The sequence below is a fragment of the Acidovorax sp. AC410 genome (assembly GCF_979253235.1).
Window position 1 is genome coordinate 6,755,999 of record NZ_CEEDCG010000001.1, and the last position, 16,573, is coordinate 6,772,571.

Genomic DNA, 16,573 nt, shown 5'->3' on the forward strand with positions numbered 1-16,573 from the left:
GCCCTCCTCAGTCCGCCGCTTGCCGCTTTTCCATCAATTGCTGCAATGCGACCAGGTCCTTGCGCACGTGCACCACATCCGCATCGAAGTCTGCCTGGCTGACACCCGCCAGGCGCAGCACCACGAAGCTGAGCAAACTGCCCTGTTCACCGCACGGGGTGACGCGGAAGGCGTTGTGCACCGTGGTCCCATCGGGCAGCGTGACGTCGTGATCGAGCACACCGAACGGGTTGGCGGGCGCCATAGCGACCTGCACCTTGCCCATGGGCGAGTCGGTGAACCAATTGCCATCGCGCTGCTCGATGCCTGTGGCCAGACCCGAGGCCCACAGGGGCAGGTTGTGCATGCGGTGGGCAAACTCATAGACGGCTTGCGCCGCCACAGCCACCGGCTGGCTGACGATGAGGGCTTCTTGAACGATGGGCGCCATGGCAATCTCCGCGCAAGCGGGCCTACGCCGCCGCCTTCACGTCAATGTGGTACAGGCCCCAAGGGCACAGCGCAAAGCGTTCCTTCACGGGCTTGTCCTTGAACGGGGCCACGTTGTCGGCGTCGTACACGGCCCACTGCGGCCCCAGGCCGCCGAGTGCCATGGGCTGGCCGTCGATGCGGGTGGCGACGATCATGCGGTATTGCGCTGCGTCGGCCAGGCTGATGGCGACGTTGTAGCCATCCACCGCACGCAGGCCCAGTTGCACGTTGCTGTTGCGCGGCACGCCTGCGGCTTCGAGCACGGTGACCAGCAGCGGGCCTTCGAGCGTGTGGGGCTTGCTGTCGTATTCGAGCGTGGGCTTGATGGTCACCGCGGGCAGGCGCTGCAGCGCTGCTGCGTCGAACGCGAAGGCCTTGCTGAACTGGATGCTGTGCTTGCCCATCATCTGGTCGATGACGGGGTCGAGCGCGCCGCGGTTGGTCTTGCCCACGGCGCCGCTCACCGTCAGCAAAACGGGTTGCGCAGTGCCCGCCTTGGCATTGGGGGCTGCAACGGCATGGGATGCTGGCAACAGCATTCCGGCCAGGCCGACGCTGGCGACAAAATCACGCTTGTTGATCACGATGCTTCTCTCCGATGGTTGGTTGTTGGTAATGGACCGCTGGTGCGGGGCCGTAGCGTGCGTTTGGCATGCGCTTGTGTCAAGCGGCAATTGGCCTGGCGGGATCGTATGATTTCGGCCTGCCGCACTGTTCGCGCGCGCATCTTACCGAGCAGGAACCCCGCCATGCCGACCACCCTTGCCCAGCCCTTGTTGCGCCTTGCCCTGGCGGCCCTGATCGCAGCCCTGGCCCCGCTGGCCAGCGCCGCCAGTTTCGACTGCGCCAAGGCCCGGTCGGCCATGGAAAAGCTGATCTGCGCGGATGCCCCGCTTTCCGCACTGGACGAGCAGCTCAACACCGCCTTCAAGGACGCGATCACGCGCTCCAAGGCGCGGCCGCAGTTGGTGCAGTGGCAGCGCGAATGGCTCCAATCCTATGAGGTCACGCAGTGCAAAAACGCCCGCTGCCTGGGCCAGGAATTCGCGGGCCGCATTACGCTGCTGCAGAGCGTTGCGCCCGCCACCGCAGCAAGCGCCAAGTGGAACGGCACCTACACCCGCTACCACCAGGGCAAGCCCGACAAGGACAGCGCCAGCCTGGCCATCGTCGGCCTGCAGGACGGCAAGGTCTACCTGGCGGGCGATGCCGTCTGGTACGGCCCCAACGCCGCCAATGGCCAGGTCAATGTGGGCGAGATACGCGGCGTGGGCACCCTGCGCAACGGGCTGCTGGCGTACGACGGTGATGGCTGCACGGCCACGCTGGCGCTGCAGCGCGGTGGCCTGGCCGTGAAGGAGGACGATGGCTGCGGCGGAATGAACGTGAGCTTTGTGGGCGGTTACCGGCGCAAGTAGCGCAAACACCACGGGCCTGCGCCAGCTGCGGCGCTTGCCGCACAATCAAACCATTCATTCGTCGTTCCTTCGCATCCCCGCCTCGCCCCCATGCCCGCCCAACTCCCCTGGCTGGAACCCCACGACCCCTTTCCCAGCCCGGCGAGCGCCTGGGGCCCCGACGATCCGGCGCCCGGCCTGCTGGCTGCCGGCGGCGCGCTGGATGTGAAGCATCTCAGGGCCGCCTATGGGCAGGGCACCTTCCCCTGGTTCAGCGAGGGCCAGCCCATCCTGTGGTGGGCGCCCGACCCGCGCATGGTGCTGCCGGTGGCCGAGTTCCGGCTGCACCGCTCGCTGCGCAAGACGCTGCAGAAGTTTGCCGCCGCCGGCAGCCACTGCGAGGTGCGGGTGGACACGGCCTTTGGCCAGGTGATACGCGCCTGCTCATCCACCCCGCGCGAGGGGCAGGCGGGCACCTGGATCGTGCCGGACATGGTGCGCGCCTACGAAGCGCTGCACGCGGCAGGCTCGGCCCACAGCGTGGAAACCTGGATCAACGGGCAACTGGTGGGCGGGCTGTACTGCGTGGCGCTCGGGCGCGCGGTGTTCGGCGAATCCATGTTCGCGCACGCAACCGATGCCTCCAAGATCGCGCTGGCGGCGCTGGTGGCCATTTGCCGCGTGCAGGGCGTGGCGCTGATCGACTGCCAGCAGAACACGCGCCACCTGGCGTCGCTGGGGGCGCGCGAGATCCCGCGCGAGCAGTTCTTGAACAAGATCGGCGTGGCGCAAGGCCTGCCGGGCGGCACGTGGACTTTCGAGCCCGTATACTGGAACCAACTGCTGCCCCACCCACCGTCCATGGCATGACGCAACTCAACGACCTGCCGCTGCAGACCCTGCAGTTCTATGCGACAGCGCCCTACCCGTGCAGCTACCTGCCGGACCGGCAGGCGCGCTCGCAGGTCGCCACGCCCAGCCACCTGATCCAGAGCGATGTGTACTCCGGCCTCGTGGCCACGGGGTTCCGGCGCAGCGGCATGTTCACCTACCGCCCCTATTGCGACGGCTGCCAGGCCTGCACCCCGCTGCGCGTGCGTGCGCAGGAGTTCCGGCCGGACCGCAGCCAGCGGCGCGCTGCGGCGCAGCATGGCCAGTTGCAGGCGCGCGTGCTGCGCCTGTGCTTCGTGCCCGAGCACTACCAGCTGTACCTGCGCTACCAGAACGGCCGCCATGCGGGCGGCGGCATGGACCAGGACAGCATCGACCAGTACACCCAGTTCCTGCTGCAAAGCCGCGTCAATTCGCGGCTGGTGGAGTTCCGCGAGGTGGATGCAGAGACCGGGGAGCCCGGCGCGCTGAAGATGGTGTCCATCCTCGACGTGCTCAACGACGGCCTGTCGGCGGTGTACACCTTCTACGAGCCCGAGGCGCGCGTGAGCTACGGCACCTACAACGTGGTCTGGCAGATCGAGCAGGCGCGTGCCATGGGCCTGCCCTATGTGTACCTGGGCTACTGGATCGCCGCCAGCCCGAAGATGAACTACAAGGCGCGCTTTCTGCCCCATGAAATCCGGCAGGACAACGTGTGGCAGCGCGTGGACCACGGTGGCACTGGCAACACCCCGGTAGTGGCCACCCAGGGCCCCTGATGGTGCCGTCGCATTTCACAAGGTAAGATGCAGTGATCAGGATGTTGTGGATATCCCTTATCCGGCAAGCGTCCAGAATCTCTGCAGCCCATGAAAAAAATCGACCCTGGTATCCCGATCAAACCCAGCGTCCAGGTACTGGAGCGCATGTTCACGCTGATCGACGTGCTCGCATCGCGCGAGGACGCCATCTCGCTCAAGGAAATCAGCGAGAAGACGGGGCTGCACCCGTCCACCACGCACCGCATCCTCAATGACCTGACCATCGGCCGCTTCGTGGACCGGCCCGAATCGGGCAGCTACCGGCTGGGCATGCGCCTGCTGGAGCTTGGAAACCTGGTCAAGGCGCGGCTGAGCGTGCGCGATGCGGCGCTGGCCCCCATGCGCAACCTGCACAAGCTGATCCAGCAGCCGGTGAACCTGAGCATGCGCCAGGGCGACGAGATCGTGTACGTGGAGCGCGCCTACAGCGAGCGCTCTGGCATGCAGGTGGTGCGCGCCATCGGCGGCCGCGCGCCGCTGCACCTGACCTCCACGGGCAAGCTCTTCCTGGCGCTGGACGACCCGCAGCGCGTGCGCGCCTATGCCACCCGCACCGGGCTGGCCGGCCACACCCGCAACAGCATCACGCAGCTGCCCGTGCTCGAACGCGAGCTGGCCAAGGCGCGCCAGTACGGCACGGCCCGCGACAACGAGGAGCTGGAGCTGGGCGTGCGCTGCATGGCCGCCGGCGTCTACGACGACCAAGCCAAGCTGGTGGCCGGCCTGTCCATCTCGGCCCCGGCCGACCGGCTGGACGAAGGCTGGATGGCCAAGCTGCAGGCCACGGCGCAGGAGATCTCGCTGGCGCTGGGCTATGTGCCCGCCAGGGTACCCACGTCGTCCGTGTCTTCCCCCTGCACAGCGGCGAGATCCTGCACACGCCGGTCGAGTGACCCTGGCTGCAGGCTGCGGCCCGCCCCATGACAAAACCCCGGGGCTCACGCCACCGGGGTTTTCTTTTGGGGATGGTGGACCTGCCTGCCCAGCGGGCCGGCAGGCAGCGCAACTTCAGCCGTTGGTGTTGCCGTGCACCACCGTCTTCACGGGGCTGATGGCGGCGGGCATGGATTCGACCCAGTGGCGCACGCGCTCGGCGTCGCCCAGGCGGCTGAACTTGCCGGCCGAGTCGAGGAACACCATGATGACCTTGCGGCCAGCGAACTGTGCCTGCATCACCAGGCAGCGCCCGGCTTCGGAGATGTAGCCGGTCTTTTGCAGGCCGATGTCCCAGGTGGGGTTCTTCACCAGGCCGTTGGTGTTGTTGAACTGCAGGGTGCGCGCACCCAGGGCCAGCTCGTAGCCGGGCGAGGTGGACAGCTCGCGCATGACCGGGTCGCCATGGGCCACGTTGACCAGCGTGGCCAGGTCGCGGGCGCTGCTCTGGTTGCGGCTGGACAGGCCCGTGGGTTCCACGTACTTGGTGTCGGTCATGCCCAGCAGGCGCGCCTTGGCGTTCATCTGCGCCACGAACACGTCCAGACCGCCGGGATAGGTGCGGCCCAGGGCGTGGGCGGCGCGGTTTTCGCTGGACATCAGGGCCAGGTGCAGCATTTCGCCGCGGGTCAGCGTGGAGCCCACCGTCAGGCGCGAGCGGCTGCCTTTTTCGGTGTCCACATCGTCCTGGGTGATGGTGAGCTGCTCATCCATGGGCAGCTTGGCCTGGGAGATGATGAGGCCGGTCATGAGCTTGGTGAGCGATGCGATCGGCAGAACGGCGTGGTCGTTCTTGCTGAGCAGCACTTCATGGGTGTCCTGGTCGATCACCAGCGCCACACTGGACTTGAGGTCCAGCGGGTCATTCACCTCGTGCAGGCCGGCCAGTTGGCCAAACGACTGCTTGGCGGGGACGAACGCCACGCGGGTGGCTGCCCTGGAGGTCTTGGCGGTGACACGCACCGGCTTGGCGGCAACGGCGGCCTTGCGCGGGCCGGCGGACTTCTTGGCGGTGGCCGATGCCACCTGCTTCTTGGCGGGCGCCTTCTTGCGCTCGTTGGCGTGTGCCATGGGCGAGGCGAGCGCCGCACTCACAACAACAAAGCCCAGAAGCTGGAAAAAACGGTTCATTGCGGTGCTGCGGCCATGGTGCATCAAAGTGCTCCAAAGGGTAAGAAGTGTGGGCCAGTGTACAGAATCAAAAAAAGTCGCGCAAGATCAAGACCTTGCGCGACTTTCCAAGAAAGTGAATGAATTATAAATTCAACGCTTATCCCTGTGCAGCCACCCGGTCAGCTTTACTTTGTAATTTGTTCAACGCGCTGAGGTAGGCCTTGGCCGACGCGACCACGATATCGGGGTCAGCGCCCACTCCGTTGACCACGCGGCCACTGTTCTGCAGGCGCACGGTGACCTCGCCCTGGCTCTCGGTGGAGCCGCTGATGGCGTTGACGGAATACAACACCATCTCGGCGCCACTCTTGACGTGGGACTCGATGGCCTTGAGCGACGCGTCTACCGGGCCATTGCCCTCGGACTCGCCGCGCACCTCGTGGCCGTCCACGGTGAAGACGATGCGCGCACGGGGGTGCTCGCCGGTTTCGCTCTGCTGGAACAGCGAGACGAAGCCGTACTGCTCCTTCTCGGCGGTCACGCTTTCGTCGCTGACCAGGGCCAGGATGTCCTCGTCGAAGATCTCGCTCTTGCGGTCGGCCAGCTCCTTGAAGCGGGTGAAGGCGCTGTTGACCTCGGTCTCGCTCTCCAGGCTCACGCCCAGCTCCTGCAGGCGCTGCTTGAAGGCGTTGCGGCCGCTGAGCTTGCCCAGCACGATCTTGTTGGCGCTCCAGCCCACGTCTTCGGCGCGCATGATTTCATAGGTGTCGCGCGCCTTGAGCACGCCGTCCTGGTGGATGCCGCTGGCGTGGGCGAAGGCATTGGCGCCCACCACCGCCTTGTTGGGCTGCACCACGAAGCCGGTGGTCTGGCTGACCATGCGGCTGGCGGCAACGATGTGCTTGGCGTCGATGTTGAGGTCGAGGTCGAAGTAGTCGCGGCGCGTCTTGATGGCCATGACGACTTCTTCAAGCGAACAGTTGCCGGCGCGCTCGCCCAGGCCGTTGATGGTGCATTCGACCTGGCGGGCGCCGCCGATCTTCACGCCGGCCAGGGAGTTGGCGACGGCCATGCCCAGATCGTTGTGGCAATGTACCGACCAGATGGCCTTGTCGCTGTTGGGAATGCGCTCGCGCAGCGTCTTGATGAAGTTGCCGTACAGCTCGGGGATGGCGTAGCCCACGGTGTCGGGCACGTTGATGGTGGTGGCGCCTTCGGCAATCACCACTTCGAGCACGCGGCACAGGAAGTCCGGGTCGCTGCGGTAGCCGTCTTCGGGGCTGAACTCGATGTCGGCCACGAGGTTGCGCGCAAAGCGCACCGACTGGCGCGCCTGCTCCAGCACCTGCTCGGGCGTCATGCGCAGCTTCTTTTCCATGTGCAGCGCGGAGGTGGCAATGAAGGTGTGGATGCGTGCGCTGTTGGCACCCTTGAGCGCCTCGGCCGCCCGCGCGATGTCGCGGTCATTGGCGCGCGAGAGCGAGCAGATGGTCGAGTCCTTGATGGCGTGGGCAATCGCCTGCACAGCCTCGAAGTCACCGTTGGAGCTGGCAGCAAACCCGGCCTCGATCACGTCCACCTTCAGGCGCTCAAGCTGGCGTGCGATGCGCAGCTTTTCGTCCTTGGTCATGGAGGCGCCGGGCGATTGCTCGCCGTCGCGCAAGGTGGTGTCGAAAATGATGAGTTTGTCGGCCATGGGGTTCTCCTGGTATTGATGGTGGGGTGGTCCGCAACGCTGAATTCTGGCGCCCAAAGCAAAAGGCCCGTTGCGGGTGCATACGGGCCTTTGTGGAAAACGTGTGCGCGTGCGCCTACCGTCTCCGCCCGTGGGGAGCTAGCAGTAGGATCGCAATGGCCAACGTGTTCATGCCTTCCAATGTAGCACAAAGCGCCCGCGGGCGGTCATTTGTGCAGGCCGCGCTCGTCGGGCTCGTCGGTGGAGGTGCTGATCACGCTGCTGTGCTGCCCCTTGGCCTTGCGCCAGGCGTACACGCCGTAGCCGCTCAGGCCATACAGCACGAACACGCTGAACAGCATGATGGGCGGCGAGATGTTGATGACGGCGATGCCCAGCGCGATCAGCACGATCACGACGAAGGGCACGCTCTTTTTCATCTGGATGTCCTTGAAGCTGTAGAACGGCACGTTGGTCACCATGGTGAGGCCGGCGTACAGGGTGAAGGCGAACATGATCCAGGTGACCTGGTTCCAGGTGAGCCAGGTGTCCATGCCGCGGCTCACGCCGAGCTCGGTCATGAGCCAGATGAAGCCGGCCACCAGCGCGGCGGCCGCTGGCGACGGCAGGCCCTGGAAGTAGCGCTTGTCGACCACGCCCGTATTCACGTTGAAGCGCGCCAGGCGCAGCGCGGCGCAGGCGCAGTAGACGAAGGCCGCTATCCAGCCCCAGCGTCCCAGGCCCTTGAGCGACCACTCGTAGGCGATGAGCGCGGGCGCAGCGCCAAAGGACACCATGTCCGAAAGCGAATCCATCTGCTCGCCAAAAGCGCTCTGCGTGTTGGTCATGCGCGCCACGCGGCCGTCCAGGCTGTCGAGGACCATGGCGCAGAAGACGCCCACGGCCGCCCGGTCGAAGCTCCCGTTCATGGCCATCACGATGGAATAGAAGCCCCCGAACAACGCGGCCAGCGTGAACAGGTTGGGCAGGATGTAGATGCCCTTGCGCCGCTTGCGCACCATCACACCAGAACCGTCGGCGGAATCCTTGCCGTCATGCATCGAACAAATCTCCATCGCCGGGCCGGCCGGCGTGAACAGCTACCAAATTTATAGTAATCGGCACCTGCGCCGCACGGCGCATGGCACCCCCTCCGAGAGAACCGAAGGCGCAGTGTAGCTGCACCGGATGGCACCGGAGCCATGCGCCTGTTAACAATTGATTACGCAAGGCCATGCAGACCACCGTGGGTGGCAGGTGCAACCCAACCCGGCAACGAAAAAGGCCACCGAAGTGGCCTTTGGGATCGTGTACGCAGGGCGCAGTGGATCGCGAGATCAGTTGCGGGTCTGGTCGACCAGCTTGTTCTTGGCGATCCAGGGCATCATGGCGCGCAGCTTGCCACCGACCACTTCGATGCTGTGGTCGGCGGTGTTGCGGCGGCGGGCCGTCATGCTTGGGTAGTTCAGGCGGCCTTCCTGGATGAACATCTTGGCGTACTCGCCGCTCTGGATGCGCTTCAAGGCATTGCGCATGGCAACGCGCGACTGCTCGTTGATGACTTCGGGGCCGGTCACGTACTCGCCGTACTCGGCGTTGTTCGAGATCGAGTAGTTCATGTTGGCAATGCCGCCTTCGTAGATCAGGTCCACGATGAGCTTGAGCTCGTGCAGGCATTCGAAGTAGGCCATTTCAGGGGCGTAGCCGGCTTCGACCAGGGTTTCGTAACCCATCTTGATCAGCTCGACGGCACCGCCGCACAGCACAGCCTGTTCGCCGAACAGGTCGGTCTCGGTTTCTTCCTTGAAGTTGGTCTCGATGATGCCGGCCTTGCCGCCACCATTGGCCATGGCGTACGACAGGGCCAGGTCACGGGCCTTGCCGGACTTGTCCTGGTGCACGGCCACCAGGTGGGGCACGCCGCCGCCCTGGGTGTAGGTGTTGCGCACGGTGTGGCCCGGGGCCTTGGGGGCGACCATCCACACATCGAGGTCGGCGCGGGGCACGACCTGGTTGTAATGCACGTTGAAGCCGTGGGCGAAGGCCAGCGATGCGCCTTGCTTGATGTTGGGGGCCACATTGTTGGTGTAGACCTCGCCGATCTGCTCGTCGGGCAGCAGGATCATGACCACGTCGGCGGCCTTGACCGCGTCGTTGACTTCCATCACGTTCAGGCCGGCCTTGCCGACCTTGTCCCACGAGGCGCCACCCTTGCGCAGGCCGACCACGACCTTCACGCCGCTGTCGTTCAGGTTCTGTGCGTGGGCGTGGCCCTGCGAGCCGTAGCCGATGATGGCAACGGTCTTGCCCTTGATCAGGCTCAGGTCACAGTCTTTGTCGTAGAAAACTTTCATGGGTCGCTCCGGTTGAAATGCGTTGTTTGGGGGGTTGAAATTGGAAAAGCGGGGTGGATTGTCTTACACGCGAAGAATTCGCTCGCCTCGGCCGATGCCGCTGGCGCCGGTTCGCACGGTTTCCAGGATGGCGGTGCGGTCGATGGCCTGCAGGAAGGCGTCGTTCTTGGACTGGTCGCCGGTGAGCTCGATGGTGTAGCTCTTCTCGGTCACGTCGATGATGCGGCCGCGGAAGATGTCGGCCATGCGCTTCATCTCCTCGCGCTCCTTGCCCACGGCGCGCACCTTCACCATCATGAGCTCGCGCTCGGTGTAGGCACCTTCGGTGAGGTCGACCACCTTGACCACTTCGATAAGGCGGTTCAGGTGCTTGGTGATCTGTTCGATCACGTCGTCGGAGCCCGTGGTCTGGATCGTCATGCGCGACAGCGATGGATCCTCGGTGGGCGCCACGGTGAGCGATTCGATGTTGTAGCCACGGGCAGAGAACAGGCCCACGACGCGCGACAGCGCACCGGGTTCGTTCTCCAGCAAAACGGCAATGATGTGTTTCATGATGAAGACATTCCTCTTTTCGCTGCCCTCCCCTGCGCACGGTAATGCGCAGGCTCGGCAGACAATAGATTCGTCGAAGTGAAGCTATCGAACTGATAGCAGGAGATTGGCCTGCAGCAATCGCAATCGCAATTGACGCTTGCTGCAGGCCGCAGCGGGAGCCGAAGGCCGGTGTTTACAGGTCTTCGGAGCCCAGCAGCATTTCGGTGATGCCCTTGCCGGCCTGCACCATCGGGAACACGTTCTCGGTGGGGTCGGTGCGGAAGTCCATGAACACCGTGCGGTCCTTGAGCTTGCGTGCTTCGCGCAGCGCGGGCTCCACGTCCTTGGGGTGCTCGATGAGCATGCCGACGTGGCCATAGGCCTCGGCCAGCTTCACGAAGTTGGGCAGCGCATCCATGTAGCTGTGGCTGTAGCGGCCGGAGTACTCGATCTCCTGCCACTGGCGCACCATGCCCAGGTAGCGGTTGTTCAACGAGCAGATCTTGATCGGCGTGTTGTACTGCAGGCAGGTCGACAGTTCCTGGATGTTCATCTGCACCGAGCCTTCGCCGGTGATGCAGAACACCTCGGCCTGCGGCTTGGCCAGCTTGATGCCCATGGCATAGGGAATGCCCACACCCATGGTGCCCAGGCCACCGGAGTTGATCCAGCGGCGCGGCTCGTCGAAGCGGTAGTACTGGGCGGCCCACATCTGGTGCTGGCCCACGTCGGACGTGATGTAGGTGTCCACGTCCTTGGTCATGTTCCACAGCGTTTCCACCACGTACTGGGGCTTGATGACGTCGGGACTGCCCATGCTGTATTTCAGGCAGTCGCGCTTGCGCCAGCCTTCGATGGTGTCCCACCAGGCGGCCAGGGCGCCGGCGTCGGGGCGGGTGCTGCTCTCGCGGACCATGGAGATCAGCTCGGTGAGCACGTCCTTCACGTCGCCGACGATCGGGATGTCGACCTTCACGCGCTTGGAGATGCTCGACGGGTCGATGTCCACGTGGATGATCTTGCGGTCGTTCTGCGCGAAGTGCTTGGGGTTGCCGATCACGCGGTCGTCGAAGCGCGCACCCACAGCCAGCAGCACGTCGCAGTTCTGCATGGCGTTGTTGGCTTCGATGGTGCCGTGCATGCCCAGCATGCCCAGGAACTTGCGGTCCGACGCGGGGTAGGCACCGAGGCCCATCAGCGTGTTGGTCACCGGGTAGCCCAGCATGTCCACCAGCGTGCGCAGCTCGTTGGTGGCATTGCCCAGCAGCACGCCGCCGCCGGTGTAGATGTAGGGGCGCTTGGCGGCCAGCAGCAGTTGCAACGCCTTGCGGATCTGGCCGCTGTGGCCCTTGCGCACGGGGTTGTACGAGCGCATCTCGACGCTCTGGGGGTAGCCGGTGTAGGCCGCCTTCTTGAAGGACACGTCCTTCGGAATATCGACCACCACGGGGCCGGGACGGCCGGTGCGGGCGATGTGGAAGGCCTTCTTGAGCGTGACGGCCAGGTCGCGCGGGTCCTTGACCAGGAAGTTGTGCTTGACGATGGGGCGCGTGATGCCGACGGTGTCGCACTCCTGGAAGGCATCAAGCCCGATCGCGGGCGTGGGCACCTGGCCGGAGATGATCACCATGGGGATCGAGTCCATGTACGCCGTGGCGATGCCGGTGACCGCGTTGGTCAGGCCGGGGCCGGAGGTGACCAGGGCGACGCCGACTTCACCGGTGGCGCGGGCATAGCCATCAGCGGCATGCACGGCCGCCTGCTCATGGCGCACCAGCACGTGCTGGATGGTTTCCTGCTTGTACAGCGCGTCGTAGATGTACAGAACCGCACCGCCAGGGTAGCCCCAGATGTACTGGACATTCTCGGCCTGGAGCGACTTGACCAGGATCTCGGAGCCCATGAGGTCCACAGAGCCGGAAGCGGAAGAAGAGGGGGTGTTGCCCTGCGCAGCAGCGGCCGCCGAAGTGATTTCGGCCTTGGAGATTTCCATGATGATCAACCTTTGTGAATTTCTCTGACGAAAAACCTTGGGTGCTCCTTGCATGGACTCTTGTGAAGCCAGCTTGGAACTTGAGGCCAAGGACATGGGCGTGGATGATTGCCGCGCCGGACCGTGACCCGTTTGCCTTTTGAATTGCAGCGCCAATTATCGCACTGCAACACGCGCAAATGCACACCGCGTCTAAAAAAACACCGAGGGATGCGATAATCGGCGGCTGGACTCCTCTGCGAAGAGGTGTCCTGCATCTGTTGTTGAGGCGCCGCACTGGCGTGTCCTTGCAACACCCCATTCCCGGGCTGACCCCTCTTGGCAACCGAACAAGAACTCTCCGACTTCCTCAAAAGTGTAGAAAAGCGCGCCTTCAAGCGCTCGGTCTACCACGTCCGCAATGAGGAAGCGGCCCTGGACATCGTGCAGGACAGCATGCTCAAGCTGGCCGAACACTATGGCGACAAGCCGGCGGCCGAGCTGCCGATGCTGTTCCAGCGCATCCTCTCCAACAGCACCCTGGACTGGTTTCGGCGCCAAAAGACACGCAATGCACTGTTTTCGAGCATGAGCGACTTCGAAGGGCCCGGAGAAGATGGCATGGATTTTGATCTACTGGAGGCGTACTCCGGACCAGACGACGGGGACAAGGCCGAAAGTGCCGAAGACCTGACCCGCAGGGCCCAGACCTTCCGGCAGATCGAGGCAGAAATAGAAGAATTGCCAGCACGTCAACGGGAAGCCTTCCTCATGCGTTACTGGGAAGAAATGGATGTATCAGAAACGGCAGCCGCCATGGGTTGTTCGGAAGGCAGTGTGAAAACGCACTGTTTTCGTGCCATACAAACCCTCAGCAAGGCACTGAAAGCCAAAGGAATAGAATTGTGAACACCACCCCTAACCCCTCCCAGGAAGCTGCAGCAGAACGTTTTGCCCGCCGCGTATCGGCACGGCTGACGGACGGCTCGCAGGATCTGCCCTATGACATCTCCGAGCGCCTGCGCGCATCGCGCATGCAGGCGCTGGCCCGGCGCAAGGTGCTGGCCCCCGTGCGCGCACCGGCCAGGGCAGCCGCTCCGGTGGTGCTGGCCGGCGGCTCCTCGGCCGCCCTTGGCGGCGGTGGCAGCGAGGGCAGCAGCTGGTGGAATGCCCTGGTGTCTGCCGTGCCGCTGATCGCGCTGGTGGTGGGTCTGTTCTTCATCAGCACGGTGCAGGACGAGTTTGGCGCCAACGAGATCGCCGAGGTGGATGCCGCCCTGCTGACCGACGAGCTGCCTCCAGAAGCCTACTCCGACCCGGGATTTGTCCAGTTCCTCAAGACGGCAGCGCAAAATCACTGATTTGGCCCACTGCCCGATGCATGCATAAAGGACTCCCCGACGCCCGCCCACCACTGCCAGCCATCGTGCTGGCTTTGGCGCTTCTGGGCGCGCTGAGCGCCGTCGCCGTGACGGTCGTGCAACAGGTGGGCATGGCGCCTGCCACCTTGCTGCCCTCGGCCGCCACGCGCCCCACCCCCACGGCGGCGACAGCCTTGCGCCCCTCCGGCAGCGCCACCGCCCTGCCCTCCGAAGGCCTGGCCGAAGTGGCCGCCGGCCCGGGCTGGGAAACCCTGAACACCCGGCAAAAGCTCGCGCTCTACCCCCTGGCCGAGCGCTGGGCGCTGATCAGCGAGGTGCAGAAACGCCGATGGCTGGCGCTGGCGGTGAATTTTCCGGAGCTGCCCGAGGAAGAGCAGGCCAAGCTGCACAGCCGCATGACCGAATGGGCCAGCCTGAGCGCACAGCAGCGCAGCCAGGCGCGCCTGAATTACGCCAGCACCAACCGCCTGGCCCGAGACAACAAGCTTGCCCAGTGGGAGGCCTACCAGGCCCTGACGGCTGAGGAGCGCGACCTGCTGGCCGCCACGGCCCCGCCCAATCCCCAGGGCGCGGCAACCGCGCTGCGCCCGGTATCCCCGCGCAAGCTGGTGCAGGTGCCCGCTGCCACGCAGGCCAACCCCCTGCGCCCCAACGCGCCCAAGATCCCGCCAGTGACCGACCACGGCCCGCGCCTGGCCATGCCGGTACCTTCTGCAGCGCAGCCCCCCACAGAGGCCTCGGCGTCCAGCCCGGCGGCCCCTGTGGTGGTGGAAACAGCCCCCGTGACCGTGCCCACCGCCGTACCCGCTGCACTGCCACCGCTGGCGCCTGCGGGCTCCGACCCGGCAGCCCCCGCAGCACCGCCCAGCGCCGACAATTCAGGCCTGTACCCCAACAACTGACGGCGCCCGCCGCGCCGATCCCGCAGCCCGGAATGTCCGCCTCCCCCACCCCCAGCACGCCGCACGCAGACATGGCGCCCGTGGCCACGACACCTGCCACCACCCCCAGCCTCATGCGCCGCATGGCCTGCTGGCTGTATGAAGGCATGCTGATGTTCGGCGTGGTGTTCATCGCCGGCTACCTGTTCGGCACCCTGAGCCAGACCCGCAACGCCATGGACAACCGCCATGCGCTGCAGGCCTTTCTGTTCGTGGTGTTCGGCATCTACTTCACCTGGTTCTGGGCCAAGGGCCAGACCCTGGCCATGAAGACCTGGAACATCCGCGTGGTGGACCGCGCCGGCCGACCCATCAGCCAGCCGCGTGCCCTGCTGCGCTACGTGCTCAGTTGGTTGTGGTTTCTGCCTCCGCTGGCCGCCGTGTCGCCTTTCGCGCTCTCGGGCGCGGAGACCACGGTGCTCGTCATCGGCTGGGTGGCCGTATGGGCCATTCTTGCGCGCTTCCATCCAGAGCGGCAGTTCTGGCACGATGCACTGGCCCGCACCCGGCTGGTGCATTTCGAGCACAGCAAGAAATAGGCACCTTCGGTGCGGGCTTCTTTGAGCAGGTTCTTAAGCCCACCGTCACAACACTGCGCGAGAATCCCGGTTTTTCCTTATGTCCACACCCCAGCCTACCGCCCCTGCCAATCCCCAGAAAGCCCGTACCGGGCTGAATCGCATATGGCACGCTGCCGGCTACTCGCTGGAGGGCCTGCGCGCCGGCTGGGGTGAAAAGGCCTTTCGCCAGGAAGCCGTTGCTGCCATCGTGCTGCTGCCCGCCTCGCTGTGGCTGGGGCGCAGCTGGGTAGAGGTGGCCCTCTTGGCCGGCTCGGTGGTGATCGTGATGATCGTCGAGCTGCTCAACACCGGCATCGAGACCGCCATCGACCGCATCGGGCCCGAGTGGCACGATCTGTCCAAGCGCGCCAAGGACATGGGCAGCGCCGCAGTGCTGCTGGCCCTGCTGCTGTGCGTGGGCATCTGGGCGGGGGCCATCTTCCAGAGGATCACCCATGGCTGAACCGGCTTTTTCCATCTGCGTCTACTGCGGCTCGCGCCCCGGCGAAAACCCCGCCTACACCCAGGCCGCCACAGCCGTGGGCGAGTGGATCGGCGCGCATGGCGGCCAGTTGGTCTACGGCGGCGGGCGCAGCGGCCTCATGGGCGCGGTGGCCGAGTCCACCCGCCGGGCCGGCGGCCGCGTGGTCGGCATCATCCCCCAGGCCCTGGTGGACAAGGAACTTGCCAACCGAGCGTGCGACGAGCTGCACATCGTGCAGACCATGCACGAACGCAAGGCCATGATGGCCGAACGCAGCGACGCCTTCATCGCCCTACCCGGCGGCATCGGCACCTTCGAGGAACTGTTCGAGGTATGGACCTGGCGCCAGCTGGGCTACCACGACAAGCCCCTGGGCCTGCTCAACGTGGCCGGCTACTACGACGGCCTGCTGGCCTTTCTGGACCACAGCGTGGCCAGCGGATTCATGGGTGAATGGCAGATGGGGCTGCTGCACGCCAGTGCGGACACGCCTGCCCTGTTGCAGATGTTGGTCGAACAAGCCGGCAACAATGCGAGTCAGATTCCACTGCGCTCGGTGATCTGAACCCAGAGCCGAGGCCGGTAAAACTGGCACGACCGAAGCCAGAGCCCCCGCGCAAGGGCCGCCCCGCCGCGCTGGGGGCGTCCCCCCTCAGGGGGGAAGGCGCGAAGCGACTCAGGGGGAGCTTATACAGCAGCGTCGTCCAAGTCGCCCGTGCGGATGCGCACCGTGCGCTCGACTGCGGTCACGAAGATCTTGCCGTCACCGATCTTGCCGGTGCGTGCCACGTTGACGATGGCATCCACGCAGCGGTCCACGTCCTCGCTCTTGACGACGACCTCGACCTTCACCTTGGGCAGAAAGTCCACCACGTATTCCGCACCACGGTACAGCTCGGTGTGACCCTTCTGGCGGCCGAAGCCCTTGACCTCGGTGACGGTCAGGCCCGTCACGCCGCATTCGGCCAGGGCCTCGCGGACTTCTTCGAGCTTGAAGGGCTTGATGACGGCGGTGATCATTTTCATGGCGGGTCTCCTGGAGATGAAAAAAAAGGGAACG

19 protein-coding genes are annotated in these 16,573 nt (G+C 65.1%); 10 read left to right on the forward strand and 9 right to left on the reverse strand.

Annotated elements, in window-relative coordinates; translation table 11 throughout:
• Window positions 1-7: 7 nt before the first annotated feature.
• Both AC0IZS_RS31390 and AC0IZS_RS31395 read right to left on the reverse strand, forming a co-directional pair.
• Window positions 8-430: an SRPBCC family protein gene (locus tag AC0IZS_RS31390; RefSeq protein ID WP_471639237.1), complete on the reverse strand. Its 423-nt coding sequence runs from the start codon at window positions 428-430 to the stop codon at window positions 8-10.
• Window positions 431-452: 22 nt separating this feature from the next.
• Window positions 453-1,052, reverse strand: coding sequence for a putative pterin-binding protein (locus AC0IZS_RS31395; protein WP_471639611.1), 600 nt, complete (start codon window positions 1,050-1,052; stop codon window positions 453-455).
• Between the two features lie 168 nt (window positions 1,053-1,220).
• Between AC0IZS_RS31395 and AC0IZS_RS31400 the strand changes: the two genes are divergently transcribed.
• The 4 genes from AC0IZS_RS31400 to AC0IZS_RS31415 all read left to right on the forward strand — a co-directional run bounded on the left by AC0IZS_RS31400 (window position 1,221) and on the right by AC0IZS_RS31415 (window position 4,486).
• Complete coding sequence (locus tag AC0IZS_RS31400; RefSeq protein WP_471639238.1) at window positions 1,221-1,889, forward strand: lysozyme inhibitor LprI family protein; 669 nt, start codon at window positions 1,221-1,223, stop codon at window positions 1,887-1,889.
• Window positions 1,890-1,979: 90 nt separating this feature from the next.
• Entirely contained in the window at window positions 1,980-2,738 is a 759-nt protein-coding gene (aat, locus tag AC0IZS_RS31405) for a leucyl/phenylalanyl-tRNA--protein transferase (protein WP_471639239.1), read from the forward strand.
• Window positions 2,735-3,520, forward strand: coding sequence for an arginyltransferase (locus tag AC0IZS_RS31410; protein WP_471639240.1), 786 nt, complete (start codon window positions 2,735-2,737; stop codon window positions 3,518-3,520). The genes aat and AC0IZS_RS31410 overlap by 4 nt, the downstream gene beginning before the upstream one ends.
• Window positions 3,521-3,610: 90 nt before the next feature.
• Entirely contained in the window at window positions 3,611-4,486 is an 876-nt protein-coding gene (locus AC0IZS_RS31415) for an IclR family transcriptional regulator (protein ID WP_471639241.1), read from the forward strand.
• Window positions 4,487-4,570: 84 nt separating this feature from the next.
• On the opposite strand, the gene pbpG is transcribed toward AC0IZS_RS31415, so the two are convergent.
• The 6 genes from pbpG to AC0IZS_RS31445 all read right to left on the reverse strand — a co-directional run bounded on the left by pbpG (window position 4,571) and on the right by AC0IZS_RS31445 (window position 12,167).
• Entirely contained in the window at window positions 4,571-5,650 is a 1,080-nt protein-coding gene (gene pbpG / locus AC0IZS_RS31420; RefSeq protein WP_471639242.1) for a D-alanyl-D-alanine endopeptidase, read from the reverse strand.
• Window positions 5,651-5,765: 115 nt separating this feature from the next.
• The gene (locus tag AC0IZS_RS31425) at window positions 5,766-7,304 is read right to left on the reverse strand and encodes a 2-isopropylmalate synthase (protein WP_471639243.1); all 1,539 of its coding nucleotides are present in this window, start codon (window positions 7,302-7,304) and stop codon (window positions 5,766-5,768) included.
• Window positions 7,305-7,510: 206 nt separating this feature from the next.
• Window positions 7,511-8,344, reverse strand: a complete 834-nt coding sequence (gene pssA / locus AC0IZS_RS31430; RefSeq protein ID WP_471639244.1) for a CDP-diacylglycerol--serine O-phosphatidyltransferase — start codon at window positions 8,342-8,344, stop codon at window positions 7,511-7,513.
• A 276-nt stretch (window positions 8,345-8,620) separates the two neighbouring features.
• On the reverse strand, window positions 8,621-9,637 hold the full coding sequence (ilvC, locus tag AC0IZS_RS31435; RefSeq protein WP_007857869.1) for a ketol-acid reductoisomerase: 1,017 nt from the start codon (window positions 9,635-9,637) through the stop codon (window positions 8,621-8,623).
• Window positions 9,638-9,700: 63 nt separating this feature from the next.
• A complete protein-coding gene (ilvN, locus tag AC0IZS_RS31440; RefSeq protein WP_007857867.1) occupies window positions 9,701-10,192 on the reverse strand; it encodes an acetolactate synthase small subunit in 492 nt (163 codons plus the stop codon).
• A 175-nt stretch (window positions 10,193-10,367) separates the two neighbouring features.
• On the reverse strand, window positions 10,368-12,167 hold the full coding sequence (locus AC0IZS_RS31445) for an acetolactate synthase 3 catalytic subunit (RefSeq protein ID WP_471639245.1): 1,800 nt from the start codon (window positions 12,165-12,167) through the stop codon (window positions 10,368-10,370).
• A gap of 318 nt (window positions 12,168-12,485) precedes the next feature.
• Here AC0IZS_RS31445 and AC0IZS_RS31450 point away from each other — a divergent pair, with 318 nt between their 5' ends.
• The 6 genes from AC0IZS_RS31450 (at window position 12,486) to AC0IZS_RS31475 (ending at window position 16,078) form a co-directional block, all read left to right on the forward strand.
• Window positions 12,486-13,055 (forward strand): RNA polymerase sigma factor, encoded by a 570-nt coding sequence (locus tag AC0IZS_RS31450; RefSeq protein WP_471639246.1) that lies wholly within the window; start codon window positions 12,486-12,488, stop codon window positions 13,053-13,055.
• Window positions 13,052-13,507 carry a DUF3619 family protein gene (locus tag AC0IZS_RS31455; protein WP_471639247.1) on the forward strand — a complete coding sequence of 152 codons (456 nt, stop codon included), beginning with the start codon at window positions 13,052-13,054 and terminating at the stop codon, window positions 13,505-13,507. The genes AC0IZS_RS31450 and AC0IZS_RS31455 overlap by 4 nt, the downstream gene beginning before the upstream one ends.
• Before the next feature lie 20 nt (window positions 13,508-13,527).
• Entirely contained in the window at window positions 13,528-14,430 is a 903-nt protein-coding gene (locus AC0IZS_RS31460) for a DUF3106 domain-containing protein (RefSeq protein WP_471639248.1), read from the forward strand.
• A gap of 32 nt (window positions 14,431-14,462) precedes the next feature.
• Complete coding sequence (locus tag AC0IZS_RS31465) at window positions 14,463-15,008, forward strand: RDD family protein (protein WP_471639249.1); 546 nt, start codon at window positions 14,463-14,465, stop codon at window positions 15,006-15,008.
• A 79-nt stretch (window positions 15,009-15,087) separates the two neighbouring features.
• Entirely contained in the window at window positions 15,088-15,492 is a 405-nt protein-coding gene (locus AC0IZS_RS31470; RefSeq protein WP_471639250.1) for a diacylglycerol kinase, read from the forward strand.
• Complete coding sequence (locus tag AC0IZS_RS31475) at window positions 15,485-16,078, forward strand: LOG family protein (protein ID WP_471639251.1); 594 nt, start codon at window positions 15,485-15,487, stop codon at window positions 16,076-16,078. The genes AC0IZS_RS31470 and AC0IZS_RS31475 overlap by 8 nt, the downstream gene beginning before the upstream one ends.
• 122 nt (window positions 16,079-16,200) lie before the next feature.
• Here the strand turns inward: AC0IZS_RS31475 and AC0IZS_RS31480 are convergent, their stop codons facing one another.
• A complete protein-coding gene (locus AC0IZS_RS31480) occupies window positions 16,201-16,539 on the reverse strand; it encodes a P-II family nitrogen regulator (protein WP_015013651.1) in 339 nt (112 codons plus the stop codon).
• Window positions 16,540-16,573: the final 34 nt, after the last annotated feature.